Below are 16,350 nucleotides of genomic sequence, written 5' to 3'. Positions count from 1 at the left end.
AAAATGGAAACCAAACGAGTAGCAGACCTGACAGTTGAAGAACTGCAAGCGATAATTCTCGAAACCAAACGAGTATCAGACTTGACCGTTGGAGAATTGAAAGCGATAATTGCGGAAGCGATCGATATGCGGTTAAGCCAATGGATAAATCCTTTCAATAGCAATACCTTGCCCCTAGTTCCGCAAAGGACGAAGGAAGAACAAATGCAGAGGAATTTAGCAGCAATAGAGTGGTTGCAAAAGTGGCGAGAAGAAGGAGACGCCGAGGAACAAACAGAGACATTTGAATATTTGCAAAAAGTATTAGACGAAGACAGGCTTTCGTCGAACCGACCGTTATTTGTGCAACAAAAATGATAGTTTTATTGGATTCTGGGCCTCTGGGAATATTAACAAATCCCAAGGGGCCACCTGTGACTGTAGAGTGCCAACTTTGGGTAGAATCTTTGCTATTTAAAGGCTACAGGATGATTTTACCTGAAATAGCAGATTATGAAGTGCGGCGCGAGTTATTGCGGGCAAATAAGTTGGCAGGTATCAAACGCCTTAACGAATGCAAATCTCGCTGGCTGGAATACTTGCCGATAACAACGCCAGTAATTCTCAAAGCGGCCGATTTGTGGGCGGCATCGCGTCAGGCAGGAATGCCGACAGCAGATCCCAAAGAACTTGATGGAGATGTGATTTTAGCAGCTCAAGCTTTGCTGCTTCGTGGCGGTGGAGAAGCGGTTGTTATTGCTACAACAAATGTGGGGCATTTGTCGCGATTTGTGGATGCTCGTCACTGGCGAGATATTGACTGAGCGTACAGAAAAAATTAAAAGTCACAAGTTAAATTACATTTTATGCTAACCAATATTGAAATCCTGCTGGCGGCTTGTGAGGAATTAAATATCCCTTACGAAATCCTGCATCCTTCCCAAAACTTGATTAGACTCAAACAGGGCGGCGAAGAATATTATTTTGTCAATTACATGACGGCATTTAACAGCGCGTCAGTAGCAGAGATTTTTAAAGACAAAGAATATACCTATCAACTATTAAACGGCAAAATAAATACTCCCAGAACTCTCGGTTTTGTCTCGCCTCACTGCGAGGAGAAGTATAAAAAGTATTTGAGTTTCCCAGATATTGAATCAATAGTTTTAGAAGTAAACAAAAAATTCGCTTTCCCGGTGATTCTCAAAAGAAATCGCGGTGCTGGTGGCAACAATGTTTTTTTGTGTGAAACTAGAGAGCAAATTAAAGAAGCCCTAGAAATTATATTTAATGTCAACAGCAAAGATTATGACCACGTGGCCATAGCTCAAGAATATATCGAAATTGCCCACGAATATCGGGCTGTATTCTGCAAAGAAAAGCTAGTTTTGCTGTACGAGAAAGACAAATCTCAGGCTAAATTTGCGGGCAATTTAAGCCCGCTGCACTGGGAAGGTGCAAAAGCTAAACATATAATTAACCCCAATCTCATGTCGGAGATTGAAGATTTTGTTAAACCTGTTTTTGCAGAAATTGCGATTAATTATGCTGGGTTTGACATCGCGCTAGATACAAAAGGAGCATATTGGTTGATTGAAATTAACTCAAGCCCCAATTACGATATATTTGTGAGAGATAACGATCGCCAAATTGCTGTAAAGATGTTTAAAGATATTTTAGAAAATTGGAAAAGCCGAGAAACTGGGTTGTTCACCGATCTTCACGGCTCAAATCCCATATTTTCCTAAAAAACCCGGTTTCTGCGATCGGGGGTGTGCAAGTCCCGATTAAGAAACATCGGCTTCGGCTGCAATTTTAACCCCTCCCTTCAGCGCAAACACGGCGGTGATGATGCCAACAACCGCAAGAATTGCCGTAATGTAAAAAGCGTTGGTATAGCTGCCAAAAGTATCGCGAATTTTCCCCGCAGCAATTGTACCGAAAAACGCTCCAACTCCGTAGGCTGTATACACAATGCCGTAGTTTTTCGCGTAGTCTGTGGGGTCGAATAAAGTTAAAGTTGCCGTGGGCGCGATCGCCAGCCATCCTCCTAACGACAGCCAGAACAAACAAAACGCAATGATATAAGTTGCGACTTGTCCAACGCCCGCCTGAGTCATCATAATCGATGCGATTAAGATGAGAATGTAGTTGGCGATTGCGGCATATTTTGGCTTAAATCGATCGGTTATCCAACCAAACATCGGACGCCCCATACCGTTAAATATGGCAAACAGAGAAACCGTTGCCGCAGCCGTTCCCGCGTCTAATTTAATAATTTCCTGCGCCACGGAAGAAGAAATTCCGATCGCGCCCAATCCCACCAGCGTGCCAATGGTGTAGCACACCCACAGCCCGTAAAATGCGGGAGATTTCATCATCGGTGCGCTCTGGCTATTTACCGCTGTTCGCGATCGGGCGGCCGCAAATCCCGCAGGCGTCCATCCAGTTGGCGGCATTTTCAAAACGGTCGAAATTGCCAAAATAATGACGGTAAAAGCGATGCCTAAAATCAGAAATGTTTGCGCTATTTGATAGGTATCGATTAAATATTTGGCAATCGGTGCGGTAATTAAAGGCGACAAACCAAACCCAATTACTGTTAGCCCAACTGCCAATCCTTTTTTATCGGGAAACCACTTGGCTGCTACTGCTAGCGGTACGCCGTAAGCAATTCCCACCCCGGCACCGGCGATAACTCCATAGGTGAGTACCAGGACAGTAATATTAGGTGCAAATGCCGATAAAATATAGCCGATTCCCGTCACGACGCCGCCGACTGCGGTCACGGTGCGAGAACCGTAGCGATCGATAAAAAAGCCGGTAATTGGCATCAGTACGGCAAAAACTACTAACAATACGGTAAACGGCAATAAACTATCCGTTGCACCGATATCGAGCTGCTTTTCTAGCGGCTTTCTAAAGATACTCCAAGAATAAACTGTACCCAGACAAAGCAAGACCGTGATTCCCAGCGGAACGAACAACCAGCGGCCTTTTTCTGCTGGCATTCCGAAAACTTTTGTTTCGTTCATGTTTTTAATTTTTATCGAGGATGCCTTAATAGGTAATGGCTGTGCATTCCCCGATAAATTGTAAATTTACTATAAGTTTGTTACCGATGCAATAGTTGTGTTTAAAAAATATTAAACTTAACTAAAATCTGCGCGCAACTTGGAAATTTTTGTGAGAACTCGCAACGATCACCCGATGGCTAAAAAGATGTTTCAAGACATCTTAGAAAGTTGGAAATAATGCGCTAAACTTAATTGGAGAAATGGGCTAGCGAATTAAATATGTAGGGTGCGCTTCGGCGCACCGCAACTAAATAATGTAGCGCACGGAGCACCGCAACTAAATAATGTAGGGTGCGCGCCCCGCAACCCTTACCGCTTACATTCTTTCCAATACTTTAATCCCCAACAACTCCAAACCCAACTTCAAAGTCCTCGCCGTCAAATCGCACAAAATCAACCGCGAAGTCCGCAACGGTTCCTCAGATTTCAACACCTGACACTGCTCAAAAAATTGATTGTACTTTTGACTCAATTCAAACAAATACTGACAAATTCGATTCGGCAACAAATCGCCCTCAACCGCATTTATTACTTCACTAAACTGCAATAAATGTTTGGCTAAAACCAACTCTGCATCAGACTGCAAAATTACTTTTGCACCAGCATCTAAATTCTCGAAATCAATCTCACCTTTGCGGCGAATTCCCTGCACGCGCGCGTAAGCATACAGCATATAAGGAGCGGTATTTCCTTGCAATGCGAGCATTTTGTCGTAACTAAATACATAGTTGCTGGCGCGGTTTTGACTCAAATCTGCATACTTAACTGCACTCAAACCAACTACGCGACCTACGTTAGCTATAAACTCTTTAGTTTCCTGTCTTTCTTCTGTGACTAATCTGTCTTCCAAATCTTTGGTGGCGCGGACAATTGCTTCATCGAGCAAATCTCGCAATCGTACTGTCTCCCCAGAACGAGTTTTGGCTCTTTTGCCATCTTCTCCTAATACCAAGCCGAAGGGAACGTGGACAATCTCGACATCTTCAGGAATCCAACCGGCTTTTCTCGCTACTGCAAATACTTGGGCAAAATGGTTTGCTTGTCCTGAATCTGTGACGTAAATTAAGCGCTTTGCATTGTCTTTTTGGATGCGGTAGCGAACTGCTGCTAAATCTGTTGTGGCGTAATTGTAGCCGCCGTCTGTTTTTTGGACAATTAGCGGCAGTGGTTCACCTTCTTTGTTGGTGAAACCGTCTACAAAAACGCATTTCGCGCCGTCACTTTCTACTACCAAACCTAGATTGGTTAAATCTTCGACTACTCCGGGTAATAGAGGATTGTAAAACGATTCGCCGCGTTCGGTTAATTTGATATCGAGCAAGTCGTATATTACTTGGAATTCGCGGCGGGATTGATCGCACAGCAATTTCCAAGCGCGGCGGGTGTCTTCGGCGCCTGCTTGCAGTTTTACTACTTCTTGGCGGGCGGTTTCTTTGAAGGTTTCGTCTGTGTCAAAGCGCTGTTTTGCTTGGCGGTAAAATGCGACTAAATCTCCTAAGTCTAGGGCGTCAGCGGTTGTGAGGGCTTCGGGGTGAACTTCGCGCAAGTATGCGATCAGCATTCCGAATTGGGTGCCCCAGTCGCCGATGTGGTTGATTCTGATTACGTCGTGGCCTTGAAATTCGAGGATGCGGGCGATCGCATCTCCGATGATTGTCGATCGCAAGTGTCCGACGTGCATTTCTTTGGCTATATTCGGACTGGAAAAGTCGATCGCAATTGTCTGAGGCGTTTTCGCCGGTTCAATCCCCAAACGCGAGTCGGCGGCGATCCTCTTCGAGGGCTTCGCTAACGCACTAATTTGCGCTTCCAAATAAGCCGGTTTCAGCTTCAAATTGATAAAACCGGGCCCGGCGATTTCTGGGGTTTCGCAGATGTCAGTAATATCTAGGTTTTCGATAATTGTCGAGGCGATCGCCCGTGGCGGCTTTCCTAACTTTTTCCCCAAACTCATCGCCGCGTTGCACTGAAAGTCCCCAAAGTTGGGATTGCTGGCGGCGGCTAGCATCGGATCTGCACCTGCATAACTTTCGCCGAATGCAGCGGTGAATGCTTTTTCAAATTTTGCTTTTAACTGTTGGGCGATCGAGTTCATCTTAAATATTTTGATTGGATGTTTATTTTCAACTCTAGATTAAGCACTTTTTGCCAATAATACTTACTACTTAGGTAATTTCCCCATCGGACCCTCTCCCTCGGAGCCTCTCCCTCGGACCATCGGACCACCTACTAGGAAATTTTGTACTTAGCTTTGAGCTGCCGATCGGATCAAAATCACTGGCAACGCTAACACACAGTACATTTTATCACATTTGCGATCGCTACACACATTAAAAAATGTCACATCTAGTCAATGATCTCGATCGCTAGATCATTTGTTAAATCGCTTACATTAAGGTATGTTAAAATTTTTTCAATGCTCCCAAAAATCCTACGAAAGGAAGTAGTTATGTTACCTCAACCTATTTTTGGCGATCGCTCTCTGACAATCGCCTTTTATCAAGCAGTAATCGCTCGATTCTACGACGGTTTCAGTCTCTCCACCCAAGCACTATTACGAGAGTGTACCCTTGGCTTCGCTCCTTGTCCCGATGGAGTCAAAACCTTTTTCATCATCGCGCCAAGTCTCGATGCAGCAGAGCAACTAATGGAAAAAATCGACAGTATTTTGGAGCGAGTTGCCGAACTCATGGCTGGAGTCGGACAAGTTGCTCTGTGCATAGTTCCCCCCGGCAGCGAAGCAGAGCAACCGGTAGATATGCAAGACTTAGAAAAAGTTCCCCCAGATTGTCTGGCTTGCAAATTCTTTACAATTATATGGGCCGATGCTGCAGCCGATCGGTAAAATTGACAGTTAGCAACCACCTACTCAACAGGGTTCGGCCCAAGCTGTGCCTGTGTCGGCGCGGGGTAGATTGTCTGTTAGTTACACTCCCTGGAATTATCGGGCAAAGCGTGCAGGTAATTTAGAGCGTTTGCAAGGTTGCAGTCGCAATCTTTGGCAAGTGTTAAACCAGACAAAATATATATCAAAGACCCGCTTGTCAGTCGCTCAGATTTTTACCTGCCGGCTCAAACAGCCGTGCATCTACTTTTTACATTCCCCATAAAGGCCACCAAAAAGCCGCATCAACTCTCCTGGGTGTCTCGCTTCAAAAGACAGCAGCAGGAATTAGGCGGTATCGCTAGAAAATAGATTTTTGCGAAATATCTGCTGATGTTCAGAATAAGCAGAAATATTCTCAAAAATAGATAATAGTTCCGCAGGTTGACCGAAAGCATCCCGGATACAAGCCCCCGGATTCATCCGTCCCGAAATAAAAAACCTGTATCCGATAAAGAAGTCCCCGAATTTATCCCTGGGGTCAATGCTTCAATTCTTTAATCTAAAATCTAAAATCTAAAATCTAAAATCGATTGACCTCATAAACCAGGTTTTTACATCCGCGCTTCATATTCGCGGTTCGCGGGGAAATTGACAAAAAATAGGCTATTTGTGGGAGAGTCAATCAATTTTAGATTTTAGATTTTAGATTTTAGGTTGACTTGCGCGAGATAAATGCGGGGGACGCAAGGATTTTTGATTTTAGATTTTGGATTGATTCCACGGATAAATCACGTGGCGGGTACCACATGAAGAAATTCCTGGTAACAAGCTAGAAACAGAGCACAGATTTACTCAAAAAAAGATTAGTTTTCCAGCCACACCCCTGGCAGTGCAGAGCGATCGCACCACAGGCTCATAGAATTTGTTAAAAATTTCAGTTGAAAATTTGAATTATTAAATTTTATGCCTAACATTGGCGATAAAATCTAAGATTGAAATTCTCAAATCTGAAATCAAGACATCATGGTAAAACTGACACCCAATCCCAGCTTTAGTTTAACAATTCGGGTTGCTCTGCCGAACCAGCCGGGAATGCTCGCAAGAGTCACCAGCGCGATCGCATCTGTCTGCGGCAACTTCGGCCAAATCGACTTGATCGAGCAAACCCGCGCCACTACCGTTCGCGATATCACCGTCGATGCTTACAGCCTCGAGCATAACGAAGAAATAGTGCAAGCAGTGAAAGCACTGCCAGATATCAGAGTGATCGACGTGTACGATCGCACTTTCAACTTGCACCGCGGCGGAAAAATCAGCGTAGTTAGCAAAATTTCCCTCAAACGCCAGTCGGATTTAGCTATGGCATACACTCCAGGAGTGGGCCGCATCTGCACGGCGATCGCCAATGACCCGCAACAAGTTTATAACCTCACAATCAAACAAAATACTGTTGCCATTGTTACCGACGGTAGCGCAGTTTTGGGACTGGGAAACCTCGGCCCTGCCGCCGCACTGCCAGTTATGGAAGGCAAAGCCATGCTATTTAAAGAATTTGCAGGTATTGACGCCTTTCCTATCTGTTTGAATACCCAAGATACTGAGGAAATTATTCGCACAGTGCAGAATATCGCCCCGGTTTTTGGCGGCGTTAATCTCGAAGATATTTCTTCTCCCCGCTGCTTTGAAATCGAAGCAAGATTGCGGGAAACCTTAGATATTCCGATTTTTCACGACGACCAGCACGGCACTGCGATTGTTAGTTTGGCAGCATTAATTAATGCCTTGAAAATCGTCAAAAAAACCATCTCAGAAGTGTGTATCGTGATAAACGGAGCCGGTGCGGCCGGAGTCGCGATCGCCCGGTTGTTGCGTAAAGCAGGTGCCCAAAACATCATCATGTGCGACTCCAAAGGCGTCCTCTCCGAAGACCGCACGGATATGAACCCAGAAAAACTAGAATTTGCCGTGGCTTCGAGCGGTACTTTGGAAGATGCGATCGCCGGTGCCGATGTATTTTTAGGCGTCAGCGCCCCCGGCGTAGTCACCCGATCTATGGTGCGTTCGATGGCCGAAAATCCCATTGTTTTTGCAATGGCAAATCCCATTCCCGAAATTCAGCCAGAATTAATTATGGAAGATGCGGCGATCGTAGCAACCGGACGCAGCGATTACCCGAATCAAATTAACAATGTTTTGGCATTTCCGGGGATATTTCGAGGCGCTTTGGACTGCAAAGCGACCACGATTACGCCCACTATGTACTTGGAAGCAGCTTATGCGATCGCCTCTTTAGTCAGTCCTTCTCAGCTTGACAAAGAGCACATTATACCCTCGGTTTTTGACGAAAGAGTTGCCATTGCTGTCGCCGGTGCAGTACAGTTGGCCGCTCGATCCGAAGGTATTGCCCGCGATTAATTGAAGGAAGTTCGGCAACGGATTCGCTCGACGGATGTCACGGATGTCACGGATGTAATGGATGTCCGTCGGAAGAGGGAAGAAGGAAGAAGGTTGGAGGGAAGATACCATGTATAAATTAATGGTCTTTGTACCAGTTTTGTACTTCTTCTTTTGTGATTTTTCGGGTTTCTTCTCATTCCCTCTTTCCTCCTCCCCGGTGATTATTACTCACTTTTGTTTCCCCATCTTGTCTTTTTCCTCAACATCCATCCGTTAAATCCCGATCGCGCGATCGTTGCCGAACTTCCCTCGAACCTCGAACCTCCAATCTCTTCCTTCTTCCCTCCAAGCTCAGCATCTATCCGTTACATTTGTTAAATCCCGTAGAGGGATCGTTGCCGAACTTCCTTCTTCCCTCTTTTTTAATTAAGGATAAAACTCACAGCAATAAACAAGATAATAAAGATATAATTAAATAAACCAAGTCCAGCTAGGTCAGATGCAAAGCCAGTTAGGAAAAGCCAAGCGCAATCGCTCCCGTTGCCAATTGTTAGAACTGTGCCCGATAGGGCTGGCATTGTGCCGGACGGACGGGACTTTTCTCGACGTAAATCCAGCTTTTGCAAGTATTATCGGCCGCACAGTTGCAGAAACTCTCCACCTCAACTACTGGGAAATTCAGCAAACACAGTGCGCGGGCCCAGAAAAATATCTAGAATGTCAAGCAAAAAATAGCCACACGCACCTGTGCGAAGCAGCATACAAACATAAAAACCAGCATCTCGTACCCGTGCGAGTTTCCGAGCGGGCAATTGAAACAGAGGGACTGTCCGCGATTTGGCTAAGTGTTGAAGAAATCTTTAATAATCGGGATCAAAATAGCGCTCCCCTAGAATCAGCGTCGCCACACAGCAATTCACATCTAGAAAAATTGCTGACAAAGCAGACTGCGGAACTGGAAAAAACTCAGAAACTACTCGAAGAAAAAATCGCCGAACTGGAGCAAACTCAAGAAAAATTGCGTCTCCAAAGTCAAATTATCGACCAAATTCACGAGGCGGTAATTTCTACAGATATGGACGGCTCGATCACCATGTGGAATCAAGCCTGCCAAAAGTTATACGGCTATGAAGCAACTGAGGCTATCGGACAGCACATTTCTCTAATTTACCCGCCAGAAGAACACGAATTTTTGTTACAGCAAGTCATCAAACCGCTACAAGAAAAAGGCGAGCATGAAATAGAAGTTATAACACGCCGTAAATCTGGAGAAAAATTTTACTCGCACCTGATGCTCTCGCTATTGAAAGACAAAATGGGAGAAGTTGTGGGGATGATGGGATCTTTAACCGATCTCAGCGTTTGCAAAGCTTTAGAACAAGAATTAGCACAAAGACAAGGACTATTTGATGCGTTTTTAAAGGAGGCTCCGGCGGGACTTTGTATTTTGGACTCGCAGTTGCGCTACGTGCAAATTAATCAATTTTTAGCAGAAATAAATTGCCTGAGTCCAGCAGCTCACATCGGCAAGACTGTACGCGAAATATTGCCAAATATCGCTCCCATAATAGAGCCTTTGTACGAAAAAATTTTGAGGACAAAACAACCATTAATTAACATAGAGATGAGTGGTGACAACCCCAGAAAGCCTGGGTTTGTCCGACACCTAACAGGCTCTTATTTTCCCTTGCTAGACAAAGATGGCGAGGCGATCGGCATCGGTGCAGTTGTAGTTGACATTAGCGATCGCAAACAAGCAGAAGCTGCGCTGCAAAAAAGCGAACAGCTTTACCGCACTATGGCAAGCAACATTCCTAATGGTGCGGTGATGTTGTTCGATCCAGAAATGCGCTACACGCTGGTAGAAGGTACAGAATTAGCCGCCGTGGGACTTGCAAAAGAATTGATGGAAGGCAAGACAATCTGGGAAGTATTCGAGCCAGATTTTTGCGCTGCTGTCGAGCCAAATTATCGGGCGGCACTGGCAGGAGAAACAGTTGTTACAGAATTTATTTACAGCGATCGCGTCTACGTCGGTTATACTTTGCCAGTCAGAAACGAACGGCAAGAAATTATCGGCGGATTGCTAATGACTCAAAATATTACGGCTCGCCAGTTAGCAGAAGAAGCGCTCAGAGAAAGCGAGGAAAAATACAGGTGCATTGTCGAGACAGCAGACGAAGGAATTTGGATGATAGATACGGAGGGTAAAACTACTTTTGTTAACCAAAAAATGGCTAATATGCTCGGCTGCACTCCAGAGGAAATGATCGGAAAGTCGCTATTTGCTTTCATGGATGCAGAAGGCATCGCGATCGCACAAATCAGCCTCGAACGCCGCCGTGAAGGAATTCGCGAACAGCTCGATTTTAAGTTCCGTAGCCGAGACGGCAGGGACTTGTGGGCGATGGTTTCTACTAATTCCTTGGTAGATAAACAGGGACGCTATATGGGCGCTTTGGCAATGGTTGCCGACATTACCGATCGCAAGCAAACAGAAGCCGCATTGCAGCAGTCGGAAGCCAAATTTCGATCGCTCTACGAATTAACCAGTTTGCCTGTTTTTATGTTATGTGACAATGCCATCACCGATGCCAACACAGCCACCCTAAAACTATTTGGCTGCACTACCCCGCAAGAGTTGTACGGCCAAAACCCTGGCACACTCTCGCCTCCTTTTCAACCCAACGGCAGAGATTCTTTGAGCTTGGCCCACGAAATGATCGCGATCGCCTTTGAGCGGGGAAAGCACCGTTTTGATTGGGTTCACCAGCGCTTAGACGGTACTGATTTTCCCGCAGAAGTGGTGCTGACAGTCATCGAGGTGGGAAATGAAAAAATTATCCAAGTAGTGATCCAAGATTTAACCGATCGCAAACTTGCAGAAGAAACTTTAGTGCGATCGGAACAAGCCCTCAGACAGCAAGCTCAGCGAGAATTACTGCTCAATCAAATTGCCAACCAAATCCGCACTTCTTTAGATTTAGACACAATTGTAGCAACCGCAGTTGAAGAAATTCGCAATCTGATGCACCTAGATTGGTGCATCTTCACTTGGTATCGCCCCAACACCAATCCTCCGGTTTGGGAAGTAACTTACGAAGCGAAGAATGCAGATTTGCCAAGTATGCTTGGCACTTATCCTGTAGAGGACAAATCTAGTCTCGCAGTGCGACAGATTTTGCGGCGAGAAATTCTGCGAATTGATGATGTCAGCACTTTTGAAGATGTAGAATTGCGCGAAGTTTTCCAGGCTTCAAATTTTAACTCTGTGCTGTCGCTGCCAATTCATACTGCAGCAGGCGATATTGGGGTGATTACCTGCTATCAGGCTATCTCCATGCGAAATTGGAGCGAATCGGAAGTCGAACTGATGCAAGCGGTAGTCGCTCAAATTGCGATCGCGATCGACCACGCTGAACTTTACACCCAAACCCGCCAAGCTGCCCGACTAGCTCAAGCTCAAACTCAACAGCTAGAAGAAACTTTGCGCGAACTCCAACGCACCCAAACTCAATTAATTCAAAGTGAAAAAATGTCGAGTTTGGGACAGTTAGTAGCAGGTGTCGCCCACGAAATTAACAACCCGGTTAATTTTATCTATGGCAATCTCAGCTACACCAGCGAATATACTCAAAACTTGCTAAAAATGCTGCGACTTTACCAGAAAGAATACCCGCAGCCTAGCGCAAGAATTGTAGATGCAAGGGATGACTTAGAAATTGATTATCTCATTGAAGATTTACCTAAAATTTTAGCATCTATGAAAGTCGGAGCCGATCGCATCCGCGACATAGTTTTGAGCCTGCGAACTTTTTCAAGACTTGACGAAGCCGAAAAGAAACAAGTTGACATTCACGAAGGCATTGAAAGCACACTGCTGATTTTGCAAAACCGCCTGAAACATAAAGCCGATTACCCGACAATTAATGTGATTAAAGAATACGGTAATTTGCCTTTAGTTGAATGTTATCCCGGTCAGTTAAATCAAGTATTTATGAATTTGTTGAGCAATGCGCTAGACGCATTGGAAATGGAGATGAAGAAATCCGATCGCACCGACAAAAATCTCGCAATTACGATTCGCACCCAAGTAACCGACAATAACAGCGTTGCCATCTGGATAGCTGACAGCGGCCCTGGGATGAGCGAAGATGTGCAAAAGCGCTTGTTTGACCCGTTTTTCACTACTAAACCCATTGGCAAAGGAACTGGCTTAGGATTGGCTATTTCGCACTCTATTATAGTAGAAAAACACGGCGGCAAGCTTTCTTGCAATTCTGTAGTGGGAGAAGGTTCCGAATTTGCGATCGAGATTCCTCTGCAGCAAAAAATAAATTAAAACCCAATGCAAAATTCCCAGAAACCGGGTTTCTTCCGAGATATTTTGCCACCCAACCGACATTTTCTCAGAAACCCGGTTTCTTAGACTTTGCTTCTAACCTAGATATTTTACGTAAACCCGATCGCACCTTGGCGTCTCCACACCAGTTGTCGGTAGATATCCACTATTTTCGTACATTTTTACAGCTTCTTTGAGAATGCTAGCAGTTTCTATCCAGATTTCATCAAAGCCGCGAGCGATAATTTTACTTTCCAATTCTTGCAGTAAAAATTTACCCAAACCCTGTCCTCTTGCTGCTGGCAAAATATACATTTTGCGAATTTCCACAGCATTATTTCCGCGCTCAATCGGATAGTAAGCCGCCGTACCGACTATTTTATCCTGCCGCTCAACTACCCAAAATTCGCCACCTTGATTATGATAATGTAGTTCTACATCATAGACATCTCGATCTGCCCCGTGAGGTTCGCATTTTAAACCGTACTCTGCTAAAACATCCCTAATTAAATAGAACGCCTCAGCGCGATCGCGGGTTTCCCATGAACGAATTAAAAAATCCAGATGTTGGGTTTTCATTGGTTATTGCAACGTATATTTATTTTTTGACTTTAGCAACTGTAAACTTACTCATTTTTTGTGTTTTACAGTTTTTAAATGCACCTAGCTTTTAACTGTGAATTCTCGGTTCGGGATGAAGACTTGCGAGCAACTCGCTCTCTACTAATGATAATTCCTCCAACCTCTGCATCACAATATCCCGATCGAAATAAGTTGTTGCTAAAATCCAATATACCCCGTAATGGCGCGCCTCCGAAGCCATCAAACTGCGGTAAAACTTAGCTAATTGGGCGTCGGGACAGCGATCGCCCAGCAGCCCCAACCGTTCGTGACTGCGCGCTTCTATCAAACCAGAAACCAACAAAGAATCCAAAAGTCTCTCCGGTTCCTGCTTGCGAATTTGGGCGGACAAACCGGCACCATAGGGAGGTGCAGCCAAAGGGCCCAAAGCAATGCTGCGCTGTTCTAACCGCTGGTTGACTTGCTCGAAATGCTCTAATTCTTCGCGGGCGATCCCCGTTAGCATCCTCACCAATTTTTCCTTTGCTGGGTAGCGAAACATTAAATTTAACGCTACTCCCGCCGCTTTCCGCTCGCAGTGAGAATGGTCTAATAAGATTGTATCCAAATGGGCGATCGCCTGTTCCACCCAAGCTTCCGAAGTCGGCTGTTTTAAAAACTTAATAGTTGGCAGTGTTGAAGTCATACCATTTTAGATTTCAGATTTTAGACTTTAGATTAGTCATTTTAGGGTGCGTCAGGTTAGGATCGCGAATTAAATAACTTATAATTTTAATTGTTATTGTGGGATGGGCGTCCCGCCCGTCCACTCATGACGGGCTTTCAGGCCCATCCCACAAACTTGTGGAAGTTATTTAATTCTCATTCCTTATGATGTTTTCTCACATTGCGGATTGTTTGGCCTGACGCACCTTATCCTATAATTAGCGCGTTATCCTATTTTACATAATTTTTCCAAGACCGCATACATATCACCCGCAAACTTTTTCGGATTCCACAGCGGCGACAAATTGGCTGGATCTTTAGATTTCACCAACTGTGATTTAATGGCATTTCTCAATTCACGCTCTTTACCCAATTTTACACCAACTTCCACATATTCCGACAAAGACAAAGCCACACCTGTTTCAATTCCCAAAGTCTGCAAAAACGAATAACCCATTCTCGACAAAAATTGCTCTCCTGTGCGAGTCACCACCGGCAAATTAGACCACAAAGCCTCTAAAGTTTGAGTTCCTCCGTTGTAAGGATAAGAATCTAACAACACATCTGCCAGCAAATAGATAATTCTGTGTTCTTCCTCAGTAGCAAACCTCGGCAAAAACTTAATTCGGTGCTTGCTCACTTTCTCAGCTTCGCAAGCTTGGTGATATGCAGCCTCAAACACCGCAGCATCGCCTAAAGCTTTGTGAATTAAGATACTGTTCGGCACTTCTTTGAGAATGGCAATTTGTGCTTTTACCAACTCGCGATTAAATTTTCTGCCGGGAGCCACGCACAGGTAAACTATCTGATCCAAACCGATCCGATGCGATCTTCTCAATGCAACGGGATCGACTCCATATCTCTGAAAACCCGACACCGCTACAAAGGAATCAGGCATCCTAATTAGCTGCTCGTCATAATATTTTTCCCTGTCTGCTGGGTGCGAGTGCCCGTCTGTAAGAAAGTAATTTTTCGGCGATATGTAAGGGGCGTCAAATCCCAGCCAAGAAACACAAACTGGTGCGGGTTTTTGGTAGAGAATATCAGCGTGAACTGGTACGCTGAGAGAATCTAAATCAACTAAAACGTCCAATTCATCTTGCTGAATTTGGTCGATAATTTCGGCAGAGTTTGCAATTCCGTTCGGGTAGGTTGTGGGAAAAGTCAGTTTGCCAAAACTTTCAAATTGCTGAGTGCGATCGTCAGGAACAATTCTTTCGGAAGCGTACAAATACACATTTGGTGTGATATTTGACAATTCGCGAATGATGTCAGCGCTGCACCAACCTACAGAATGGCGGCTGAAGTGATTGGACAAAAAGCCGATTTTTAACTGGCTGGATGGAACCGTTGGTTTGAAACTGTAATTTGCGGGTTGAGAAAAATTAGGTTTAATACATTGGTCGATATACTTTTGAGCAATTAATCTGTAAAGTTTTGAGTTGGCCGCCAAGTCATCTCGCAAATAGGGCGTGCTGAATAACAAGTTTGCATAAAGCGATTTAATTTCCACCGGGCTAGCGGTTTCTAAGTTTTGCTGCAAGTACGACTCTAGCTCTAAAAATCGATCGCCCGCAATTTGATTTAATCCCGACACTTGATAGGTGCTGATGAAGTAAATCGCGGTCATAATTGGATCTGTTTCGGCACACATTTGGCTGTAGTGGTGCACGGCTTGCCGCGCGGCAGCTAAATCGCTAGTATCTCTGAGGATGCCGCACAAATGTTGGTGGGCAGAAATAAAATCCGGTTTAATTTCTAGGGCTTTTTGAAGGTTGGGTATTGCCTCTTTAAATTTGCCCTGGTGGCGCAAAACTTGGCCAATTTGACAGTATGCTTCGGCTAAATCGGGTTTAAATGCGATCGCCTGCTTCCATGCAGCCACCGCCTCATCTAATTTCCCTTGCCGCGCTAATGTATCTCCTAAATTTAAGTGAAAATCTACCTGAGCAAGGTGGGGATTGAGTTCGAGAGCTTTTTGCTCGTAGGCTACCGCTGCATCCTGCTGCCCCTGCTGCTTCAGTGCCCCTGCCAAATTCCAGTAAGCAGCAGCCAAATTCGGTTTAAGTTCGATCGCCTTTTCATAATTGACAACCGCCTCCACCAAATGTCCTTGTTTGTAGAGCATACTGCCCAAATTAGCATAAGCCTCAGCAAAATCGGGATTCAGAGCGATCGCCTCGGAATAAAACCGCATCGCTTCCTCAATTTGGCCGCTTGCTTGCTGCACATTGCCCATTGTCACGTAAGCCGCCGCCCAATCCGGTTGCAATTCCAGAGCACGGCGACAAGCAGCGACGGCTGCTGCTAAATTGCCTTGAGAGTAATAGGTTTCAGCAGCGACTGTCAGGGATGCAGCATCTTCAAATTGGGGTGTTTCGGATTGGTTGCTAAAATCGGAATTCATTTGGCGGCCTATCTGTGCTATCAAGTTAAAGGTT

The 16,350-nt window shown here is 45.0% G+C and carries 11 protein-coding genes; 6 read left to right on the top strand and 5 right to left on the bottom strand.

What is annotated here, in order from left to right:
• Positions 1 to 3 precede the first annotated feature (3 nt).
• Genes QUB39_RS01950 through QUB39_RS01940 form a run of 3 tightly spaced genes read left to right on the top strand, consistent with a single transcriptional unit; the run spans position 4 to position 1,727 of the window.
• Positions 4 to 357 carry a hypothetical protein gene (locus QUB39_RS01950; RefSeq protein WP_332983381.1) on the top strand — a complete coding sequence of 118 codons (354 nt, stop codon included), beginning with the start codon at positions 4 to 6 and terminating at the stop codon, positions 355 to 357.
• A complete protein-coding gene (locus tag QUB39_RS01945) occupies positions 354 to 803 on the top strand; it encodes a nucleic acid-binding protein (RefSeq protein ID WP_333207724.1) in 450 nt (149 codons plus the stop codon). Before QUB39_RS01950 ends, QUB39_RS01945 begins: the two co-directional genes overlap by 4 nt.
• Before the next feature lie 42 nt (positions 804 to 845).
• The gene (locus QUB39_RS01940) at positions 846 to 1,727 is read left to right on the top strand and encodes a YheC/YheD family protein (protein ID WP_333207723.1); all 882 of its coding nucleotides are present in this window, start codon (positions 846 to 848) and stop codon (positions 1,725 to 1,727) included.
• Positions 1,728 to 1,766: 39 nt separating this feature from the next.
• Here the strand turns inward: QUB39_RS01940 and QUB39_RS01935 are convergent, their stop codons facing one another.
• Both QUB39_RS01935 and argS read right to left on the bottom strand, forming a co-directional pair.
• The gene (locus QUB39_RS01935; protein WP_333051935.1) at positions 1,767 to 3,014 is read right to left on the bottom strand and encodes an L-lactate MFS transporter; all 1,248 of its coding nucleotides are present in this window, start codon (positions 3,012 to 3,014) and stop codon (positions 1,767 to 1,769) included.
• Between the two features lie 358 nt (positions 3,015 to 3,372).
• On the bottom strand, positions 3,373 to 5,151 hold the full coding sequence (gene argS, locus QUB39_RS01930; RefSeq protein WP_333207722.1) for an arginine--tRNA ligase: 1,779 nt from the start codon (positions 5,149 to 5,151) through the stop codon (positions 3,373 to 3,375).
• A gap of 354 nt (positions 5,152 to 5,505) precedes the next feature.
• On the opposite strand from argS, the gene QUB39_RS01925 reads away from it, so the two are divergent.
• The 3 genes from QUB39_RS01925 to QUB39_RS01915 all read left to right on the top strand — a co-directional run bounded on the left by QUB39_RS01925 (position 5,506) and on the right by QUB39_RS01915 (position 12,622).
• Positions 5,506 to 5,901 carry a hypothetical protein gene (locus tag QUB39_RS01925; protein WP_333051930.1) on the top strand — a complete coding sequence of 132 codons (396 nt, stop codon included), beginning with the start codon at positions 5,506 to 5,508 and terminating at the stop codon, positions 5,899 to 5,901.
• A gap of 1,005 nt (positions 5,902 to 6,906) precedes the next feature.
• Positions 6,907 to 8,298, top strand: coding sequence for a malic enzyme-like NAD(P)-binding protein (locus QUB39_RS01920; RefSeq protein WP_333207721.1), 1,392 nt, complete (start codon positions 6,907 to 6,909; stop codon positions 8,296 to 8,298).
• Between the two features lie 481 nt (positions 8,299 to 8,779).
• Positions 8,780 to 12,622 (top strand): PAS domain S-box protein, encoded by a 3,843-nt coding sequence (locus QUB39_RS01915; protein ID WP_333051925.1) that lies wholly within the window; start codon positions 8,780 to 8,782, stop codon positions 12,620 to 12,622.
• A 96-nt stretch (positions 12,623 to 12,718) separates the two neighbouring features.
• Here the strand turns inward: QUB39_RS01915 and QUB39_RS01910 are convergent, their stop codons facing one another.
• From QUB39_RS01910 to QUB39_RS01900, 3 genes are all read right to left on the bottom strand, one after another.
• A complete protein-coding gene (locus QUB39_RS01910) occupies positions 12,719 to 13,201 on the bottom strand; it encodes a GNAT family N-acetyltransferase (protein WP_333051923.1) in 483 nt (160 codons plus the stop codon).
• A gap of 91 nt (positions 13,202 to 13,292) precedes the next feature.
• Positions 13,293 to 13,889, bottom strand: a complete 597-nt coding sequence (locus QUB39_RS01905; RefSeq protein ID WP_333051921.1) for a tRNA isopentenyl-2-thiomethyl-A-37 hydroxylase MiaE — start codon at positions 13,887 to 13,889, stop codon at positions 13,293 to 13,295.
• Between the two features lie 246 nt (positions 13,890 to 14,135).
• Complete coding sequence (locus tag QUB39_RS01900; protein ID WP_333207720.1) at positions 14,136 to 16,316, bottom strand: tetratricopeptide repeat protein; 2,181 nt, start codon at positions 16,314 to 16,316, stop codon at positions 14,136 to 14,138.
• Between the last annotated feature and the right edge of the window lie 34 nt (positions 16,317 to 16,350).

The sequence above is a fragment of the Microcoleus sp. AT8-B5 genome (assembly GCF_036705565.1).
Classification (GTDB): Bacteria; Cyanobacteriota; Cyanobacteriia; order Cyanobacteriales; family Microcoleaceae; genus Microcoleus.
Note: the sequence above shows the minus strand (reverse complement) of the source record. Positions and strands in the feature narration are given on the sequence as shown.

Bases quoted from the DNA above. Each gene is read 5' to 3' on its own strand.
- QUB39_RS01950 (WP_332983381.1), top strand. From the start codon at position 4: ATGGAAACCAAACGAGTAGCAGACCTGACAGTTGAAGAACTGCAAGCG.
- QUB39_RS01945 (WP_333207724.1), top strand. From the start codon at position 354: ATGATAGTTTTATTGGATTCTGGGCCTCTGGGAATATTAACAAATCCC.
- QUB39_RS01940 (WP_333207723.1), top strand. From the start codon at position 846: ATGCTAACCAATATTGAAATCCTGCTGGCGGCTTGTGAGGAATTAAAT.
- QUB39_RS01935 (WP_333051935.1), bottom strand. From the start codon at position 3,014: ATGAACGAAACAAAAGTTTTCGGAATGCCAGCAGAAAAAGGCCGCTGG.
- argS (WP_333207722.1), bottom strand. From the start codon at position 5,151: ATGAACTCGATCGCCCAACAGTTAAAAGCAAAATTTGAAAAAGCATTC.
- QUB39_RS01925 (WP_333051930.1), top strand. From the start codon at position 5,506: ATGTTACCTCAACCTATTTTTGGCGATCGCTCTCTGACAATCGCCTTT.
- QUB39_RS01920 (WP_333207721.1), top strand. From the start codon at position 6,907: ATGGTAAAACTGACACCCAATCCCAGCTTTAGTTTAACAATTCGGGTT.
- QUB39_RS01915 (WP_333051925.1), top strand. From the start codon at position 8,780: ATGCAAAGCCAGTTAGGAAAAGCCAAGCGCAATCGCTCCCGTTGCCAA.
- QUB39_RS01910 (WP_333051923.1), bottom strand. From the start codon at position 13,201: ATGAAAACCCAACATCTGGATTTTTTAATTCGTTCATGGGAAACCCGC.
- QUB39_RS01905 (WP_333051921.1), bottom strand. From the start codon at position 13,889: ATGACTTCAACACTGCCAACTATTAAGTTTTTAAAACAGCCGACTTCG.
- QUB39_RS01900 (WP_333207720.1), bottom strand. From the start codon at position 16,316: ATGAATTCCGATTTTAGCAACCAATCCGAAACACCCCAATTTGAAGAT.